This window comes from Nocardia sp. NPDC019323 (assembly GCF_044389845.1).
Classification (GTDB): domain Bacteria; phylum Actinomycetota; class Actinomycetes; order Mycobacteriales; family Mycobacteriaceae; genus Nocardia; species Nocardia implantans.
The window spans coordinates 76,229-94,498 of record NZ_JBIRYN010000013.1; the positions used below are offsets into that span (position 1 = coordinate 76,229).

Sequence of the window (18,270 nt, forward strand, 5' to 3'; positions counted from 1 at the left end):
ACTGCGGCGCGGCTTTTTTCACCGTGCCGGGCGTCGCGGAGGCGCGCCGATGACCCGCGCCGTGCTGTCCATCGGTTCGAATCTGGGTGACCGGCTCGCGCACCTGCGCAGCGTCCTGGACGGGTTCGGCCATCGCGTGCTGGCGGTCTCCGCCGTGTACGCCACCCCGCCCTGGGGTGGCGTACCGCAAGGGGACTATCTCAATGCCGCTGTGCTGGTCGAGGATCCGGCTTTCGGCTGCGCCGACTGGCTGCGTCGCGGCCAGGAGCTGGAACAGGCCGCGGGGCGGGTTCGTGAAGTGCGCTGGGGTGCACGCACTCTCGACGTGGACGTGGTGTGGTGCGCCGAACTGCGCGACGGCCGGCCGGTCGCGTGCCGCAGTTCCGACCCGGATCTGATACTCCCGCACCCGCAGGCGCATCGGCGCGCCTTCGTGCTGGTGCCGTGGCTGGACGTGGCGCCGGACGCGGTGCTGGAGGTCGACGGCGCACCGCACGCCGTCGCGGATCTGCTGGCCCGGCTCGATCCGGCCGAGCGCGCCGGGGTGCGGCGCACCGAGTTCTCGCTGACGGGCGCGGCGTCGTGAAACTGAAGCCGACTCGCATTCTGGACCTCGTGGCGAACGTGTTGATCGCCGCGATCGTCGCGTGGATCGCCACCAGGGCGGCCTATGACAACTTTCCGCCGATCTCGGTCTTCGCCGGCGCCTCGCTGTATCCGGTGGCCGCGATCGAGGCTGTGCTCGCCTTCGTCATCCGAGCGCGCGTCAACGATCATCAGATCGGCGACGGACGCCACCAGCTGCATCCGATCACCGCGGCCCGCGCCGTCGCGCTGGCCAAGGCGTCGGCGCAGGTCGGTTCGATCGCCGCTGGTATCTGGCTCGGCTTCCTGTGCTGGGTCTTCCCGCAGCGCGGCACGCTGCGCGCGGCCGCGGCCGACAGTCCCGGTGCGATCGTCGGGATGCTGGCGGGTGTCGCTTTGGTTGCTGCGGCCCTCTGGCTGGAGTACTGCTGCCGGGCGCCGGAGGATCCTACCGATGATGCGGCAACTACATAGCTAGCCTGGCGAACGGAATCACAAAACCGGAATCTGGGCGTGGCTCGAGCAATTGGCTACCCTGGCTGGCATGGTTTCACCCTCCCGTAGCAGCACTTCCCGTGGACGGCGGGACGACGCGGGAAAATTCTTCGTCGGCGTCCTGATCGTGCTCGGTCTGGTTGCCAGTATTTTCCTGATCTTCAGCAATAGCGTCGAGTTCGTACGGGTAGGTCTGGTCGCGGCCCTGTGGGCCGCGGCGATCGGGGCTCTGGCTGCGACGAAGTACCGCAAAGAGGCGACGATCGATAAGGCGAAGGTCCGCGATCTGCAGACCGTCTACGAGTTGCAGCTGGAGCGGGAGGTCACCGCGCGCCGCGAGTACGAACTCGGCGTGGAGGCGCGGGTACGCGAGGAAGTGGGCGCCGACGCGGCCGAACTCGCGGCCTTGCGAGCGGAGCTGACCGTGCTGCGCCAGAGCCTGCAGCGGCTGTTCGACGGCGATCTGCCGATGGATCGCCCCGCGTTGCGCGCCGACGCGACCAGGATCCAGGAGCTGACCAGCTCGGGCGGGGAATCGGGGAACAATAGCTCCGCGAATGCCGGGATGTGGTCGCTGTTCGCCGACCAGCAACCGCGCAGCAGTATGACGCCGATCTTCGAGCCCGATCATCCGCAGCCGCCGGTCTTCGCCAGTCCGTTCGACGATCCGGTCACCGCGGAGACCGCGGTCGTCTCCATCGACGACGACGCCGAGCAGCCCGATGCGCAGCAGGCACGGTACGCCGAGCCGCGCGGCTGGGCCGACGCCTTCACCGAGACCGTGGACGAGCCGCTGGACGAGCCCGCGACCCAGCCGGCCGCGCGGTCGACGCCGGAACCGGCCCCTCGGCCGGCTTCGACGCCCATGGGCACGCCGAGCGCGCGCAGGCGCAGGCGGGCCGAGAGCGACGACGAGACGTCCTCGCGCCGTCTCTCGGTCGCGGAGATCATGGCCAACCTGCAATCCGAGGAGCGCGAGCGCCGGTGATCCTGGCCGAGCCCGGCTCGGGTACTGCGGCCTAGATCACGCGCGCACCCCGTGGCGGCGGCGAAGCGGCTCTGGATATCCTCTTGGCGTACCGTCCGGTACCCGCATGGCGGGACTGGAACGACATCGAGAGGACAACGTTGACCTCGAGAAGCGTGAATTCCGACAACGCTGATTCGGGCTACGACCCCGCGCCCGCACGCCTGACGGTGGGAATCGTCTCGGCGGGACGCGTGGGCTCGGCATTGGGCGTCGCGCTGGAGCGCGCCGGACACGTCGTGTTCGGCGTCTGCGCGATCTCCGACGCGTCGGTGCGCCGTGCCAGGACCCGGCTGCCCGATTCGGAGATCCTGCCGATCGAGCAGGTGGCCGCCCGCAGCGAGCTGCTGCTGCTGGCCGTGCCCGACACCGAGCTTCCCGGCCTGGTTCGTGGTCTGGCCGGTGCCGGAGTGGTCCGGCCTGGCACCATCGTCGCCCACACGTCCGGCGCGAACGGCGTCGGCGTACTCGCGCCGCTGGCCGAGGCCGGTGCGCTCGCGCTCGCCATCCATCCGGCGATGACCTTCACCGGACACGACGAGGACGTGGCCCGCCTCGGCAACGCGTGCTTCGGCATCACCGCCGCCGACGAGGTCGGCTATGCCATCGCGCAGTCGCTGGTGATCGAGATGGGCGGCGAGCCGGTCCGGGTCAGGGAGGAGAACCGGCCGCTGTATCACGCCGCGCTGGCGCACGGCAGCAATCACCTGGTCACGGTGATCATCGACGCGGTGGCCGCGTTGCGCGCCGCGCTGACCGGCCCCGGCTTGCTGGGACAGCAGCTGGTCGACGAGCAACCGAACGGTCTGGCCGAGCGTCTGCTCGCGCCCTTGGCGTCGGCGGCGCTGGACAACGCGCTGCGCCGCGGCCAGTCCGCGCTGACCGGCCCGGTCGCGCGTGGCGACGCGGACGCGGTGGCGGCGCATCTGACCGCGCTGGCGTCGGTCGATGCCCGGTTGGCCGAGGCGTATCGCGCGCTGTCGCTGCGCACCGCGGAACGCGCAGGCACCGCACCCGCCGTCATCGAACTGCTGGAAGGACGCTGATGTTCGACCCGAAATTGCGCGGCGCGTACCGGCCCGGCGCGCTGACCGTGCACCACGATCCCGCCGTGCTCGGCGCGGTGTCCGCCGCGCTGCGCGGCGTCGGCCGCACCGTCGCGCTGGTGCCGACCATGGGCGCGCTGCACGAGGGGCACTTGGAGATCGTGCGGCTGGCCAAGCGGACCAACCAGGTGGTCATCGTGTCGATCTTCGTCAACCCGCTGCAGTTCGGGGCGAACGAGGATCTGGACGAGTACCCGCGCACGCTGGACGCCGACGTCGAGCTGCTGCGCGCGGAGGGTGTCGAGCTGGTGTTCGCGCCCAGCGTGTCGGACATGTATCCGGACGGCCCGCGCACCACGGTGCATCCGGGCCCGCTCGGCGCGGAGCTGGAAGGGGCCAGCCGCCCGACCCACTTCGCGGGCATGCTGACCGTGGTCGCCAAACTGCTGCAGATCGCGCGGCCGACCGAGGCGTTCTTCGGCGAGAAGGACTACCAGCAGCTCACCTTGATCCGGCAGATGGTCCGCGACCTGAATTTCGACGTGAAGATCACCCCGGTGGTGACCGTCCGCGAGCCCGACGGCCTGGCCATGTCCTCACGCAACCGCTATCTCGACCCGGTGCAGCGCGAAGCGGCGCTCGCTTTGTCGGCCGCGCTGTCGGCGGGCAAGCACGCGGGCGGCCTCGGCGGCGATGCGGTGCTCGCCGCCGCCAACCAGGTGCTCGACGCCGCGACCGGTGTGGAGGTCGACTACTTGGAGCTGCGCTCGGCCACCCTCGGCCCCGCCCCGGCCACCGGCAACGCCAGATTATTGATCGCGGCCAGGGTCGGCGCGACCCGGTTGATCGACAACATCGCCGTCACGCTCGGCGCTCCGATCGACGGCCACCCCAACGTCTCCGGTTCGCGGCCCGCCGTGGACTCCCAGCCCGTACCGGCGGTGTCCGATCCCGCCCCGATTCCTCCCGCGAACTAGAAAGGCCGACGCGATGCTGCGCACCATGATGAAGTCGAAGATCCACCGTGCCACCGTGACGCACGCCGACTTGCACTACGTCGGCTCGGTCACCGTCGACCAGGATCTGCTCGACGCCGCCGATCTGCTGGAAGGCGAGCAGGTCTGCATCGTCGACATCGACAACGGCGCCCGCCTGGAGACCTACGTCATCGCCGGGGAGCGGGGTTCGGGGGTGATCGGGATCAACGGCGCCGCGGCTCACCTGGTGCACCCCGGCGACCTCGTCATCCTGATCGCCTACGGCCAGATGAACGAGCAGGAGATCGCGGAATACGACCCCAAGGTCGTGTTCGTCGACGAGCGCAACCGCCCGGTCGAACTCGGTTCGGATCCGGCGCACGCGCCGGAGGGTTCCGGCCTGACCTCGCCGCGCTCGCTGTCGTTCGTCTGAGCAGCGGCGAGCCGGACATGTTGCTGACCATCGATGTCCGCAATACGAGTATCGAACTCGGCTTGTTCTCCGGTTCCGGAGCCCATTCGAAACTCGTGCGCCACTGGCGGATGCACACCAATCCGCTGCTGACCGCCGACGAATTCGCCATGCAGGTGCGCGGGCTGGTCGGCGCGCAACTGGACGAGGTGATCGGCGTCTCGGCGCTTTCCACGGTGCCGCCCGTGCTGCGCGAACTGCGCGGCATGCTCGGCCAATACTGGGGGCATGTTCCGCACGTGCTGGTGGAACCCGGTGTGCGCACGGGCATTCCGCTGCTGGTGGACAATCCGAAAGAAGTCGGCGCCGACCGCATCGTCAATTGCCTGGCCGCTTACCAGCGGTATTCCGGGCCTGCGATCGTCGTCGATTTCGGCACGGCGATCTGTGTGGATCTGGTGTCGAAGAAGGGCGAGTTCCTGGGCGGGATCATCGCCCCCGGCGTGGAGATCTCCACGGAAGCCCTGGTAGAGCGCAGTGCGCTGCGGCGGGCGGAGTTGACCAGGCCGCGGTCGGTGCTGGGGAAGAACAGCATGGAATGCATGCAGTCCGGCGCGGTATTCGGTTTCGCCGGACTGGTGGACGGCCTGATCGATCGGATTCGCGACGAGTTCGACGCCTTCGCAGGCGACGACGTCGCGGTGGTGGCGACCGGCGCGACCGCGCCGTTGATCGTCCCCGAGTCGGAAACGATCGACGACCACGACCCGCATCTCACGTTGACCGGCCTGCGGCTCGTATACGAACGCAACCAGCGGCGCAAGGGAAATGTCTGATATGCGCGGTGTCGGATTTGTCGCAGGCCAGGTACTTGTCGGCACCGCGTCGCATGCTGTTAAACTCCTTCTCGTGACCTTCCACGTGAGCACCCAGGAGTGTTGTCGAGGCTGACTCGCCTCGACCGATCGAGGCTGACTTCCCGCCCTCGACCGTTACCTTCCTCCTGGAGATTCGCTCATGCGTTCTTCTGTCCTTTCCCTTTCTTCCGCGCGTACCGCGCTGTCGGCTACCCCGCCGGTGGAACGCTCGGTGGCCCCCGCCCTGCCCACCCGGTTGCGCCCGGCCGACCTGCTGCGGCTGACCGACGAAGGCGCCGAGGATGTGCTGGCCGGACGCTATGACCATCTCCTTCCCGCTGGTGGGATATGGCCGCAGGACGAGCGCTGGGCGACCAGACTGCTCTCCGACGACGAGGTCGACGTCTGGCTGATCAGCTGGACGCCGGGCAAGTCGACCGAGCTGCACGACCATGCCGGGTCGCTCGGCGCGCTCACCGTGCTCAGCGGCGCGCTGTCCGAATACCGTTGGAACGGAACGGAACTGCGTTGCCGTACGCTCGCGGCGGGTGATCAGGCGTCCTTCCCGATCGGCTGGGTGCACGACGTGATGCGGGCACCCGGCGTCGTCGAATCCGCGGGCCCGCCCGATCCGACGCTCAGCGTGCACGCTTATTCCCCGCCGCTCACCGCCATGTCGTATTACGAGGTGACCGGCCACGGCACCCTGCGGCGCACTCGAACCGTCCTCACCGACCAGCCCGAAGGTGACATGTGATGACCCGTTTGACCATCGATCAGATGCTCGAGAACGCACGGGCCCGACTCGACCGGATCTACGCCTTCGAATTGCCGGAAGCCATCGAGCGCGGCGCCATTCTGGTGGATATCCGCCCCCAGGCGCAACGCGGCCGGGAGGGCACCTTGCCCGGCGCCTTGGTGATCGAACGCAATGTCCTGGAATGGCGGCTGGACCCGACCAGCTCGGCCCGCTTGGCGCTGGCCGCCGATCACGACGTGGAATGGATCATCGTCTGCTCCGAGGGCTATACCTCCAGCTTGGCCGCCGCCGCGCTGCAACAACTCGGGCTGCACCGGGCGACCGATCTGGTCGGCGGTTACCAGGCGTTGAAGGCCGCCGGGCTGTTGAACGTCGCCGTCGGGGCGCCGCACTTCGTGCGTGAGGCCGAAGCGCTCGCCTCGCTGTAATTACCCGTCAACACTTCCATCTCGAAATAGCCGGTCGCGCAGCTGTTTTCGCACACACGGTGATGCGCACCGGCTATTTCGCGTCTCCGGGACGTCGGCTCCGACCGCTCGGGCGGGGCCCCGCATCGATACCGTTTCGTTACTCCGGGTCGGAGTCCGGGCGGCGCGCAAAACGATTTCCGGTGCACGCTAGGGTTGTTCGATGTGAGCACCCCGAACTCTGCATCTTCCAGCGCGTCGACATCGGATTCGCGGCCCGCCGTGGCGCAGGCCGCCGACGATGCCCCGGAGCAGATACGGATTCGCCGGGAGAAGCGGGAGCGGCTGCTCGCGGCCGGTGGCGAGGCGTATCCCGTCGTCGTGCCGCGCACGCATACCCTGGCGGAAATTCGGGCCGCATATCCGGACCTGGCAGCCGACACCGCCACCGGGCAAGAGGTCGGCGTCGCCGGACGCGTCATATTCCTGCGTAATACCGGCAAGTTGTGTTTCGCGACACTGCAGGAAGGCGACGGCACCAAGCTGCAGGCGATGATCAGTCTGAACGGGGTCGGCGCGGACGCTCTCGCCGCCTGGAAGGCGGACGTCGATCTCGGTGACTTCGTTTTCGTGCACGGCGAGGTCATCTCCTCGCGAACCGGGGAACTGAGCGTCATGGCCGATTCCTGGTTCATGGCGGCGAAGGCCCTGCGGCCGCTGCCGGTGGCGCACAAGGAGATGAACGAGGAGTCGCGGGTCCGGCAGCGCTATGTCGACCTGATCGTGCGTCCTGAGGCCAGGGAGATGGCCCGTACCCGCATCGCCGTGGTGCGCGCGCTGCGCAACGCGCTCGAGCGCAGGGGCTTCCTCGAGGTGGAGACGCCGATGCTGCAGACGCTGCACGGCGGCGCGGCGGCCCGGCCGTTCGTCACCCATTCCAACGCCCTGGACATGGACCTCTACCTGCGCATCGCGCCCGAGTTGTTCCTCAAGCGCTGCGTGGTCGGCGGCCTGGAGCGGGTGTTCGAGATCAACCGGAACTTCCGGAACGAGGGCGCGGACTCCACGCATTCCCCCGAGTTCGCCATGCTGGAGACCTACCAGGCCTACGGCACCTATGACGACTCGGCGGTGATGATCCGGGAATTGGTGCAGGAAGTGGCGCAGGAGGCGTTCGGCACGCAGGTGGTGACCTTGGCCGACGGCACCGAATACGATCTGCGCGGCGAGTGGGCCACCGTCGAGATGTATCCTTCGCTGTCGGACGCGCTGGGTGTGCAGGTCACCCCGGAAACGTCGGTCGACGAATTGCGCGCACTCGCGGATCGGGTCGGTCTGGAAATTCCGGAGGGCAAGGGCTACGGCCACGGGAAACTCGTCGAGGAACTCTGGGAACACCAGTATGGCGACAAGCTGTACGCACCGACTTTCGTGCGCGACTTCCCGGTGGAGACATCCCCGTTGACCAGGCAGCATCGCAGCACCGCCGGCGTCACGGAGAAGTGGGACCTCTATGTCCGCGGCTTCGAGTTGGCCACGGGCTATTCGGAGTTGGTCGACCCGGTGATCCAGCGCGAGCGGTTCGTCGACCAGGCTCGGCTGGCCGCGCAGGGCGACGACGAGGCGATGGTGCTGGACGAGGACTTCCTCGCCGCGATGGAGCACGGCATGCCGCCGACGACCGGAACCGGTATGGGAATCGATCGGTTGTTGATGGCGCTCACGGGTTTGGGAATCCGAGAAACGATACTGTTCCCAATTGTGCGTCCGGTCACCAGGTGACCACTGGATTGCAAAGCAGCGGCTCCGTCTTGGAATTTCCGGAATTCGAGGTATTCTTGCCTCGGGTAATCGGCCTAGTATGCGGGTCGCACGATTTCGAGAGGACGTTCATCTCATGGCAAAGAAGGTCACCGTTAGCCTGATCGACGATGTCGACGGTGAGTCCATCGCAGACGAGACCATCGAGTTTGCGATCGACGGTGTGTCGTACGAGATCGACCTGTCGTCGGCAAATGCGGCGAAGCTGCGCGACGGTTTGGAGGAGTGGGTTTCGAATGCGCGCCGGGTCAGCGGCCGGCGCCGGGTCAAGGCCGCCGCGGCCGCCACGGGCACTCCGAAGAGCCGGGTCTCGATCGATCGGGAACAAAGCGCCGCAATTCGTGAGTGGGCGCGTCGTAATGGACACAAGGTGTCCGCGCGTGGCCGCATCTCCGCCGACATCACCGACGCGTACAACAAGGCCGCGAAGGGATAGTTCTTTTTCCCGGCCGCCGTCCCGGCGAATCGTGCGACGTCGGGGCGGCGGTCTTGTTTGTGATAGGGCTTCGATATAGCAGCGAGACCGGATGGCACGGTGGCCCGTCACGGCGGAGGAATCGATCTTGCTCGCGGTACCCCGACGCGGCACCATGGAAACGTGCGACGGTCACTGGCGGTATGGAGAGGCGAGGTATCGGCGCAGTGACAGGATTCGTCGGATCATTTTTGCGGTTCACCGATGACGCAGGCCGGCAGCAGGAGTTCACGCTCACGCCCGACCGCGGCCGCGTCACCATCGGCCGCTCCCCGCATGCCGATCTCGCCCTGAGCTGGGACGCCGAGGTCTCCCGGCTGCACGCCGCGGTCGAATACCTGGGCGCGCACTGGACCATCGTGGACGACGGCCTCTCCCGCAACGGCACGTTCGTCAACGGGGACCGGCTGGTCGGACGCCGCAGGCTGATGGCGGGCGACGTCATCCGGGTCGGTACCTCGCGGGTGTCGTTTCACGACTTCGGCGGCGTCTCCGACGACATCACCCGCACGTCCACCGGCTCGATACCCACCGCGCGGTCGCTCACCGAAACGCAGCGCTCGGTCCTGATCGCGCTCTGCCGCCCGTACAAGCACGGCGCCGGTTTCGCCACGCCGGCCTCCAATCAGCAGATCGCCGAGGAGCTGTTCCTCAGCGTGGACGCGATCAAGACCCACCTGCGCGCGTTGTTCGCCAAGTTCGGGGTCGAGGATCTGCCGCAGAACCAGAAGCGGGTGCGGCTGGCTGGACTGGCCATGCAGAGTGGGCTCATTTCCGATCGGGACCTGTGAGACCTCCACCGTAGACCCTCGCTCATCCGGTCGAGCTTCTCGACCATGGAGAGTCGGCGCGACGACGGCTTGACTCGGAGCATGCAGCCGGAACGACTCCGGCGGGTTTCCGAGCAGGAGGAAGTCATGACCGCCACACGTCTCGCCGCGCTGGTGCTCGCCACACTGGCGACGGGCCTGATCGCAGGCCTTTTCTACGCGTACGCCAACTCGGTGATGCCCGCGCTGGCCCGCACCGGCGATCGCGCGATGGTCGACGTGATGCAGAAGATCAACGTCGTGATCATCAATCCCTGGTTCATGATCGGCTTCCTCGGCACGGTCGGGTTCACCGTCCTGGCCGCGGCGCTGCATCTGGGCCGCGAGCAGCGGAGCACGCTGATCTGGATCGGCGTCGCGCTCGTCCTCAACGTGATCGCCTTCGCCGTGACCTCCGGGCTGAACGTCCCGCTCAACGACCAGCTGGCCGCCGCGGGCGACCCGGCGTCGCTCACCGATCCGGCCGCCGTGCGCGCCGATTTCGAATCCGCCTGGGTGCGTTGGAACATCGTGCGCGGCGTCTGCCACACGCTGGCCTTCCTGGCGCTGTGCGGCGCCCTGTTCGTCGCCGGCGTCCAGCAGGGGAAGGCCTCCGTCGCGGCCGGGACAGGCCAGGTGAACGTGGCGTCGCACCCCTCCGGCGCGTCGGCCCTCGGTCAGAGCTAGTTTCCGCAACGACCCGCCGGAATCTGCGCCGTCCGGTCCACTCCGTGCGGTAGCTTCCCGGAAGACGAGACCGGACCGGGAGGCTATCGTGCGGCGTGTCCCAGGCTTTTCGTTGTTCATCGTTCTGCTCGCCATGGTGTGCGCCGCCGCGGGTGCGGCGCACGCGCAGGATCGATATCCGGTCGAGTTCAACTTCTTCGCGGGCATTCCCGCCGAACTCGCCAATCCGGGCGGCTCACTGCCCGGCACCAACGACTGGTCCTGCCGGCCCAGCTCCGAGCATCCGAACCCGGTGGTTCTCGTGCACGGCACCGGTGGTGGCGCACAGACGAATTGGGGCGTGTACGCGCCGTTGCTGGCCAACGAGGGCTACTGCGTGTACGCGGCCACGTTCGGCGCCTACAACCTGCCGTGGCCCGCGTCGGCCATCGGCGGCATGCTCCCGATCGAGCAGAGCGCGGCTCAGCTGGCCGGTTTCGTGGAGCGGGTGCGCGCCGCGACCGGCGCGCGGAAGGTCGATCTGATCAGCCACTCCCAGGGCAACTTCATCGGCAACTACTTCGTCAAACGGCTCGCGGGCGCGGGCAAGGTGGACAAGATGGTCGGCCTGGCCCCGCCGTGGCAGGGCTCGAACGCCTACGGGATGGCCGACCTGAACGCGTTCGGCACGCGCCTCGGCCTCGGCCCGCTGTTCGACGCCGTGGCCGGATCGCCGTGCAACGCCTGCCGTCAGGTGCTGCAAGGGTCGGAATTCGTGCGGGCGCTCAACGCGGACGGCGTCTACCACCCCGACGTGACCTACACCAATATCGCGACCGTGCTCGACGAGCTGGTGGTTCCGTATACCTCCGGCTTGGTGACCGGCCCCCATGTGACCAACATCGTGGTTCAGGACGGCTGCGCGACGGACTACTCTGGGCATACGGGCATAGCGGGCAGCAAGAGGGCCGCGACCTACGTGCTCAACGCGCTCGATCCCGCTCATCAACGCCCGGTGCCCTGCGGTTTCGTCGACCCGTACACGGGGTAGGCGGCCGAGGTCGTACGTGTGCGGCGCTGATCCGGTCGGTGGACGGTTTGTTCGCTGAGGGCAAAACCCGGCCGGAAACGAATCCCGCGACGCCCACGTTATGAGTGAATGACCGTGCTGTCGCCGGTCGGCAATAGGGTGGACCGGCGGCGGTGGCATCCCCCGCCAACTAGAGTGGAGGCGGGGGCCGCAACCCCCGGGCTTCATGGCAGGCTGACGCCCACGGTTGTTGTACACAGCACACTGCGGCGTCTGTTGCCAGAATGTCGGAGCAGGAGAGTGAGGGAGCGATGTTCGAGAGGTTCACCGACCGCGCGAGGCGTGTCGTTGTCCTGGCCCAGGAAGAGGCCCGGATGCTCAACCACAACTACATCGGCACCGAGCACATCCTGCTGGGGCTGATTCACGAGGGTGAGGGCGTCGCGGCCAAGTCGCTGGAGTCGCTCGGCATTTCGCTGGAAGGCGTGCGCAGCCAGGTGGAGGAGATCATCGGCCAGGGCCAGCAGGCCCCGTCCGGTCACATCCCGTTCACCCCGCGCGCCAAGAAGGTGCTGGAGCTGAGCCTTCGCGAAGCGCTGCAGCTGGGTCACAACTACATCGGTACCGAGCACATCCTGCTCGGCCTCATTCGTGAGGGCGAGGGCGTGGCGGCGCAGGTGCTGGTGAAGCTGGGCGCCGATCTCAACCGTGTGCGCCAGCAGGTCATCCAGTTGCTGTCCGGGTACCAGGGCAAGGAGCCGGTCGAATCCGGCTCGCGCGGCGAGGCGGGCACCCCGTCCACCTCGCTCGTGCTCGACCAGTTCGGTCGCAACCTGACCCAGGCCGCGCTCGAGGGCAAGCTCGATCCGGTCATCGGCCGCTCGAAGGAGATCGAGCGGGTCATGCAGGTGCTCAGCCGCCGCACCAAGAACAACCCGGTGCTGATCGGCGAGCCCGGCGTCGGCAAGACCGCCGTCGTCGAGGGGCTCGCGCAGGCCATCGTCAACGGCGAGGTCCCCGAGACGCTGAAGGACAAGCAGCTCTACACCCTCGATCTGGGCTCCCTGGTCGCGGGCAGCCGCTACCGCGGTGACTTCGAAGAGCGCCTGAAGAAGGTGCTCAAGGAGATCAACACCCGCGGCGACATCATCCTGTTCATCGACGAGCTGCACACGCTGGTCGGTGCGGGCGCCGCCGAGGGCGCCATCGACGCGGCCTCGATCCTGAAGCCGAAGCTGGCCCGCGGCGAGCTGCAGACCATCGGCGCGACCACCCTCGACGAGTACCGCAAGTACATCGAGAAGGACGCCGCCCTGGAGCGCCGGTTCCAGCCGGTGCAGGTGGGCGAGCCGACTGTCGAGCACACCATCAACATCCTCAAGGGTCTGCGCGACCGCTACGAGGCGCACCACCGGGTCTCCATCACCGACGGCGCGCTGGTGGCCGCGGCCACCCTGGCCGACCGCTACATCAACGACCGGTTCCTGCCGGACAAGGCGATCGACCTGATCGACGAGGCGGGCGCGCGGATGCGCATCCGTCGCATGACCGCTCCGCCGGACCTGCGCGAATTCGACGACAAGATCGCCGAGGCGCGCCGGGAGAAGGAGTCCGCGATCGACGCGCAGGACTTCGAGAAGGCCGCGCGGCTGCGCGACAAGGAGAAGCAGCTCGTCGCCAAGCGGGCCGAGCGGGAGAAGCAGTGGCGTTCCGGTGACCTGGACGTCGTGGCCGAGGTCGACGACGAGCAGATCGCCGAGGTGCTGGCGAACTGGACCGGTATCCCGGTGTTCAAGCTCACCGAGGAGGAGACCACCCGTCTGCTCCGCATGGAGGACGAGCTGCACAAGCGGATCATCGGCCAGGAGGACGCGGTCAAGGCGGTCTCCAAGGCCATCCGCCGCACCCGTGCCGGCCTGAAGGACCCGAAGCGTCCGTCCGGCTCGTTCATCTTCGCCGGCCCGTCCGGCGTCGGTAAGACCGAGCTGTCCAAGGCGCTGGCGAACTTCCTGTTCGGCGACGACGACGCGCTCATCCAGATCGACATGGGCGAGTTCCACGACCGCTTCACCGCTTCGCGGCTGTTCGGCGCCCCTCCGGGCTACGTCGGCTACGAAGAGGGCGGCCAGCTCACCGAGAAGGTGCGCCGCAAGCCGTTCTCGGTCGTGCTGTTCGACGAGATCGAGAAGGCCCACCAGGAGATCTACAACACCCTGTTGCAGGTCCTGGAGGACGGTCGCCTGACCGACGGCCAGGGCCGGACCGTGGACTTCAAGAACACGGTGCTGATCTTCACCTCGAACCTCGGCACCTCGGACATCTCGAAGGCCGTGGGTCTTGGCTTCTCGCAGTCCAACAACGAGGGCTCGAACTACGAGCGGATGAAGCTCAAGGTCAACGACGAGCTGAAGAAGCACTTCCGGCCGGAGTTCCTCAACCGCATCGATGACGTGATCGTCTTCCACCAGCTCACCAACGAGCAGATCGTCGAGATGGTGGACCTGATGATCGGCCGCGTCGCCACGCAGCTGAAGAACAAGGACATGGCGATCGAGCTCACTCCGAACGCCAAGAACCTGCTGGCCAAGCGTGGCTTCGACCCCGTGCTCGGTGCCAGGCCGCTGCGCCGCACCATCCAGCGCGAGATCGAGGACCAGCTGTCGGAGAAGATCCTCTTCGGCGAGATCGGCCCCGGCCAGACCATCGAGGTCGACGTCGAGGGCTGGGACGGCGAGGGCTCCGGCGAGGACGCCAAGTTCACCTTCACCGGTAAGGCGAAGCTGACCAAGGCCGCGAGCGAGGAGAAGCCCGAAGTCGTGCTGACCGGCGCGACGGAAGGCTCCACCGAGGCCGCCTCGGGCGAGTAAGTCGCAACCGAAAAGCCCGTGCCCATCGTGGGCACGGGCTTTTTCGTGTTCTCGAGGTCGGGGGAACTCAGGAGCGGTCGGCGAGGTAGGCGAGGATCGGTGCGAAGTCGGCGGCGAGTTCGCCGGGCACGATCACCTCGTCGATACCGTACTTCTCCCGGCGGCGCTCGAGGATCTCGGCGGCGGCGGACGGTTCCGCGGGGATCATCCCCGCCGCGCCCGCGTCTGTGAGGGCGTCGGCGGTCAGGCCCAGCTTCGTCGCGGTCCAAATGGGCAGCCGCCCGCCGATGCCCACCACCTGGTGGGTGAAGCGCAGGGCGCGGTTGGTGGCGTCCCGTGCGGTGCGGACCAGCTCGGCCAGCTCCGCCTCGGTGGCACTGGGCCCTGCGGCCAACAGGATGCGGTCGGCGGCTTCGGCCGCGGTCGCCAGCATCCTGGGGCCGTTGGCGGCGACCACGACCGGCGGGGCGGGGTCCACCTCAGCGCGGACCGCGGCGATGGTGGCGACCAGGTGCGCGCGTCGCTGCGCGGGGGAACCCCAGGACGCGCCGAGCCACTGCGCGTCGGCGGCGGCGTCCGGCCGTCCCGAGCCGATCCCGAGTTCGAAACGCCCGTCCGACAGCAGTTGCAGGGCCGCCGTCTCGCGGACCGTGGCGGCGGGGGTGCGCAGCGGTGCGGCGAGGACGTTCGGGCGCAGCCGGATCGTGGTGGTCACGGCGGCCGCCGCGGCGAGGGCCGGGAACGGGGAAGGGGTGAACCGGGTGTCCGGCAGCAGAATGGTCCGGTAGCCCTGCTGCTCGGCCGCGGTCGCCGCGCGCGCCCAGTCGGTTCCCGAACGCGGTGTGAGAACGATGCCGAAGGTCATGCTCATAGTGGGATCTCCCGATCGTGAAGGCCGGTCAGCGCTTGCTGCCGCGCCGGGATTCGCTCAGGACGGCGAGCCTGCTGCGGTACTGGTCCTCGGTGATCTCCCCGCGGGCGAACGCGGTGCGCAGCGCGCCGATGCCGCTGCCGTGCCCGGTGAATCGCCTCCGGGCCAGGAGCAGCACCGCGATGACGGTCAGCCAGAACAGCAGCGGGAAAATCCAGAAGAACGGCCAGGGCTGCCACTCGCCGTCGTAGTGATCGGCCAGAAAACTCACCGCTTCGGGTCGAGTGAAAATATTCATGACGAAAGACTGCGCTCGAGGGCGGGCTGGGGGCATCGGTCGCGCGTCGGCACTCGGAATACGCCTGGCGACGTACCCGCGGAGTGTGAAATGTCCGCCCGCAGTGATTTACCAGTTATTTGCTGGACGTGACTCCCGGAGAAATATCTTGTTCGCTGAAAAATTGCTGTCTGCCGAAATGGAGTGCGGGAAGACCGCGCGGGACTGTGCTGCCGTGCCGCGCGAGGAAGGCATATTCGGCACTGGGCTACGACTGTGCGCTGGTCCTGGCCCTGGTGACGCGACGAAGAAGCCGAAGAAATGGGTGGACCACTCGTGCTGGCGGGGGTCCGACCGCGAACCGCGGAATACGACGTGGGTTTGCTCGCAGCTGGTCGCCGACCTGGAGTCTCTATGCGGAGGGCAGTGCGCTGGATCGTTCGCTTCGGTTCTTCTGGCAGTGCGCACCTGCGGCCGGGCGGCTCACTGCCAGCCGGGGCGGACCAGTCCGGATTCGTAAGCCATGACCACGAGCTGGGTGCGGTCCCTGGCCTGCAGTTTGGTGAGAATCCGGCTGACATGGGTGCGGGCGGTCGCGGGGCTCAGGTAGAGGCGTTCGGCGATCTCGGCATTCGTGAGTCCCTCGGCGACCAGCGTCATCACCTCGCGTTCGCGGTCGGTCAGCTCGGCGAGGGTGGACGGCGGCGGCGTTTTCGCGCGCGCGGAGAATTCCGCGATCAGCGTGCGGGTCACGCCGGGGGACAGCAGCGCGTCGCCGGCGGCGACCACGCGGACGGCGCGAACCAGATCGGCCGGTTCGGTGTGTTTGACCAGGAAGCCGGCCGCGCCGGAGCGCAGCGCCTCGAAGACGTACTCGTCGAGCTCGAAGGTGGTCAGCACGACCACGCGCACCTCGGTCAACGAAGGGTCCTCGGCGATCATGCGGGTGGCGGCCAAGCCGTCGAGGACGGGCATGCGGATGTCCATCAGCACCACGTCGGGACGCAGGCCGCGGGTCATCCGCACGGCCTGCTCGCCGTTGTCCGCCTCGCCGACCACGTCGATGCCGTCCTGGGCGTCCAGCAGCGCCACGAAGCCGCCGCGCACCAACGCCTGATCGTCGGCCACGAGCACCCGGATGCCGCCGGAGGGAACCGAATCGTCGTGGTGCTGCATCGGGTCTCCTGTCGTGGGCCGACTCATCCCGTCAGGGCTGGGTGTGACCGGCCGTATCGGCGGGCAGGCCCGACATGTCGGATTCGGTCTCGCTGGGGCTGGTAGTCGCCGAGCGCGATGTTCCCGCACCCTGCCTCGCAGATTTCGATTCCGCGGAGCCTTTCCTCGGAGCTTCCGATTCCGGGGAACTCTTCCTCGTCGCGTCCGATGTCGCGTCGCCCTGCTCGGTCTTTCGCGCTGTCGCGAGGGCGCGTCGCGGTGTGCTCGGCTCGGCGTTCTGGTCCGGCGCTTGTGACACCGCGTTGTTCCGGTCCGGCGCCCCGCTCGGGGCCGCCGACCCCGGTGCCGAACGGTTTCCGGCCGCGCCGGGTTCGGGTGTCCGCGTCGGTAGCCGGGCCGCGACCCGGAATCCGCCACTGGGCCGTGGGCCCGCGGTGAGCGCGCCGCCGAGGGCGTGGGTGCGCTCCCGCATGCCGATGATGCCGTTGCCGCCGCCGTTGCCGGAGCGCGACGGGGCACTGGTCGGGCGGCTGTTGTCGACGGTGATGTCGACCGAGTCCGGGGTGTAGCGCACGGTCACGGCGGCGTCGGCGCCTGGCGCGTGCCGCAGCACGTTGGTCAGCGACTCCTGGATGATGCGCGCCGCCGCCACGTCGATGACGCTGGGCAACTGCTGCGGAGTGCCGAGCACTCGGGTGGTGACCGTCAGTCCGGTGGTGCGCGGACGCTGCAACAGCTCGTCCAAGTCGCCGATGCTCGGCGCGGGTGCGCGCGGGGCTGGCGGCGGCTCGGCCTCGGTCGCGCCACCGGTCTCCTCGGCGTTCGCGTCGGCTGTGGACGATTGCTCGGCGGGCGTCGCGGATTCGCTTCCGGAGCGAATCGTGTGCAGGAGCGCGTGCACTTCGGCCAGGGCGTCGCGACTGGCGTTCTTGATCGCCGTGAGCGCTGTCTCCGCCTGCTCGGGGCGTTTGTCGAGCAGTTCCAGCGCCACCGACGACTGCACGTTGATCATCGACAGGCTGTGGGCCAGCACGTCGTGCAGTTCGCGGGCGATGGCGAGACGCTCTTCGCTGGCCCGCCGCTCGCGCTGCGCTTGCTCGTCCCTGCGCGCGGCCTCGGCGCGCTGCCCGCGCGCGACGAGCACGGCCTTGCGCTGGCGGATGCCCTCGGCCACCAGCAGCAGCACGGCCAGCCACGCCATCAGCGCGAACACCTGCCACAGGTTCGCGGGGCGGTCGAGCAGTGCGGGCAGCGGCCAGACCAGCGTCAGATACCCGAGCGGGACGAGAGGGTAGGTCCACCAACGCGATCCGCTGCTGGCGGCGGTCAGGAAGACGACGACCAGCGAGACGAAGATCGGGCCGTACCCGTAGCCGCGAAGGAAGAACGCCACGCACACGGCGAGGACGACGATCAGCACGGGCAGCGGTTGCGCGCGCCGCCAGATCAGCGCCACCGGGCCGGCCAGCAACAACAGGTAGCCGAGCACGTCCAGGGAGTGCACTCCGGTCTGCCGCATGTTCGCGAAAGTGCCTCCGACCAACTGAACCGCGGCGACGACGAGCGCGACGCCCCAATCCCAGCCGACCGAACTCCGATCTGTCATCCCTGCCACCCGCACCCACGTAGCCTATGCGGCCCGGCTGGGATTCGACGTCCGCCTTGCAACGTATTTCGCGTGAATTGCGCCGATTCGGATGTCGGCGGACGGT

19 protein-coding genes are annotated in these 18,270 nt (G+C 68.2%); 15 read left to right on the forward strand and 4 right to left on the reverse strand.

Annotated elements, in window-relative coordinates:
• Nucleotides 1-49 precede the first annotated feature (49 nt).
• The 15 genes from folK (at nt 50) to ACH49X_RS31405 (ending at nt 14,234) form a co-directional block, all read left to right on the forward strand.
• A complete protein-coding gene (folK, locus tag ACH49X_RS31335; protein ID WP_357208963.1) occupies nt 50-586 on the forward strand; it encodes a 2-amino-4-hydroxy-6-hydroxymethyldihydropteridine diphosphokinase in 537 nt (178 codons plus the stop codon).
• 2 nt (nt 587-588) lie between these two features.
• The gene (locus tag ACH49X_RS31340; RefSeq protein WP_195078393.1) at nt 589-1,059 is read left to right on the forward strand and encodes a DUF3180 domain-containing protein; all 471 of its coding nucleotides are present in this window, start codon (nt 589-591) and stop codon (nt 1,057-1,059) included.
• Nucleotides 1,060-1,129: 70 nt separating this feature from the next.
• The gene (locus tag ACH49X_RS31345) at nt 1,130-2,068 is read left to right on the forward strand and encodes a DUF6779 domain-containing protein (protein WP_357208965.1); all 939 of its coding nucleotides are present in this window, start codon (nt 1,130-1,132) and stop codon (nt 2,066-2,068) included.
• 140 nt (nt 2,069-2,208) lie between these two features.
• Entirely contained in the window at nt 2,209-3,153 is a 945-nt protein-coding gene (locus ACH49X_RS31350) for a DUF2520 domain-containing protein (protein WP_357208967.1), read from the forward strand.
• Nucleotides 3,153-4,130 carry a pantoate--beta-alanine ligase gene (gene panC, locus ACH49X_RS31355; RefSeq protein WP_357208968.1) on the forward strand — a complete coding sequence of 326 codons (978 nt, stop codon included), beginning with the start codon at nt 3,153-3,155 and terminating at the stop codon, nt 4,128-4,130. The genes ACH49X_RS31350 and panC overlap by 1 nt, the downstream gene beginning before the upstream one ends.
• 13 nt (nt 4,131-4,143) lie before the next feature.
• On the forward strand, nt 4,144-4,563 hold the full coding sequence (panD, locus tag ACH49X_RS31360) for an aspartate 1-decarboxylase (protein ID WP_067794633.1): 420 nt from the start codon (nt 4,144-4,146) through the stop codon (nt 4,561-4,563).
• 17 nt (nt 4,564-4,580) lie between these two features.
• Nucleotides 4,581-5,378: a type III pantothenate kinase gene (locus ACH49X_RS31365; protein WP_357208969.1), complete on the forward strand. Its 798-nt coding sequence runs from the start codon at nt 4,581-4,583 to the stop codon at nt 5,376-5,378.
• A 181-nt stretch (nt 5,379-5,559) separates the two neighbouring features.
• Nucleotides 5,560-6,156: a cysteine dioxygenase family protein gene (locus tag ACH49X_RS31370; RefSeq protein ID WP_195078021.1), complete on the forward strand. Its 597-nt coding sequence runs from the start codon at nt 5,560-5,562 to the stop codon at nt 6,154-6,156.
• Nucleotides 6,157-6,164: 8 nt separating this feature from the next.
• Nucleotides 6,165-6,587, forward strand: coding sequence for a rhodanese-like domain-containing protein (locus tag ACH49X_RS31375; protein WP_195078395.1), 423 nt, complete (start codon nt 6,165-6,167; stop codon nt 6,585-6,587).
• Nucleotides 6,588-6,791: 204 nt separating this feature from the next.
• Nucleotides 6,792-8,348, forward strand: a complete 1,557-nt coding sequence (gene lysS, locus ACH49X_RS31380) for a lysine--tRNA ligase (RefSeq protein ID WP_397071604.1) — start codon at nt 6,792-6,794, stop codon at nt 8,346-8,348.
• A 115-nt stretch (nt 8,349-8,463) separates the two neighbouring features.
• Nucleotides 8,464-8,823 (forward strand): Lsr2 family protein, encoded by a 360-nt coding sequence (locus tag ACH49X_RS31385; RefSeq protein ID WP_039794672.1) that lies wholly within the window; start codon nt 8,464-8,466, stop codon nt 8,821-8,823.
• Between the two features lie 182 nt (nt 8,824-9,005).
• Nucleotides 9,006-9,653, forward strand: coding sequence for an FHA domain-containing protein (locus tag ACH49X_RS31390; protein ID WP_195044519.1), 648 nt, complete (start codon nt 9,006-9,008; stop codon nt 9,651-9,653).
• 126 nt (nt 9,654-9,779) lie between these two features.
• The gene (locus tag ACH49X_RS31395) at nt 9,780-10,358 is read left to right on the forward strand and encodes a DUF1772 domain-containing protein (RefSeq protein ID WP_195078022.1); all 579 of its coding nucleotides are present in this window, start codon (nt 9,780-9,782) and stop codon (nt 10,356-10,358) included.
• A gap of 133 nt (nt 10,359-10,491) precedes the next feature.
• Nucleotides 10,492-11,388: a triacylglycerol lipase gene (locus tag ACH49X_RS31400; RefSeq protein WP_195078397.1), complete on the forward strand. Its 897-nt coding sequence runs from the start codon at nt 10,492-10,494 to the stop codon at nt 11,386-11,388.
• A 290-nt stretch (nt 11,389-11,678) separates the two neighbouring features.
• Nucleotides 11,679-14,234 (forward strand): ATP-dependent Clp protease ATP-binding subunit, encoded by a 2,556-nt coding sequence (locus tag ACH49X_RS31405; RefSeq protein WP_067794648.1) that lies wholly within the window; start codon nt 11,679-11,681, stop codon nt 14,232-14,234.
• Nucleotides 14,235-14,301: 67 nt separating this feature from the next.
• Here the strand turns inward: ACH49X_RS31405 and ACH49X_RS31410 are convergent, their stop codons facing one another.
• The 4 genes from ACH49X_RS31410 to ACH49X_RS31425 all read right to left on the reverse strand — a co-directional run bounded on the left by ACH49X_RS31410 (nt 14,302) and on the right by ACH49X_RS31425 (nt 18,164).
• The gene (locus tag ACH49X_RS31410) at nt 14,302-15,105 is read right to left on the reverse strand and encodes an LLM class flavin-dependent oxidoreductase (protein ID WP_357208970.1); all 804 of its coding nucleotides are present in this window, start codon (nt 15,103-15,105) and stop codon (nt 14,302-14,304) included.
• A gap of 28 nt (nt 15,106-15,133) precedes the next feature.
• Complete coding sequence (locus ACH49X_RS31415) at nt 15,134-15,403, reverse strand: hypothetical protein (protein ID WP_323124579.1); 270 nt, start codon at nt 15,401-15,403, stop codon at nt 15,134-15,136.
• Nucleotides 15,404-15,865: 462 nt separating this feature from the next.
• Nucleotides 15,866-16,558 carry a response regulator transcription factor gene (locus ACH49X_RS31420; protein WP_357208972.1) on the reverse strand — a complete coding sequence of 231 codons (693 nt, stop codon included), beginning with the start codon at nt 16,556-16,558 and terminating at the stop codon, nt 15,866-15,868.
• Nucleotides 16,559-16,589: 31 nt separating this feature from the next.
• Entirely contained in the window at nt 16,590-18,164 is a 1,575-nt protein-coding gene (locus ACH49X_RS31425; RefSeq protein ID WP_357208973.1) for a histidine kinase, read from the reverse strand.
• Between the last annotated feature and the right edge of the window lie 106 nt (nt 18,165-18,270).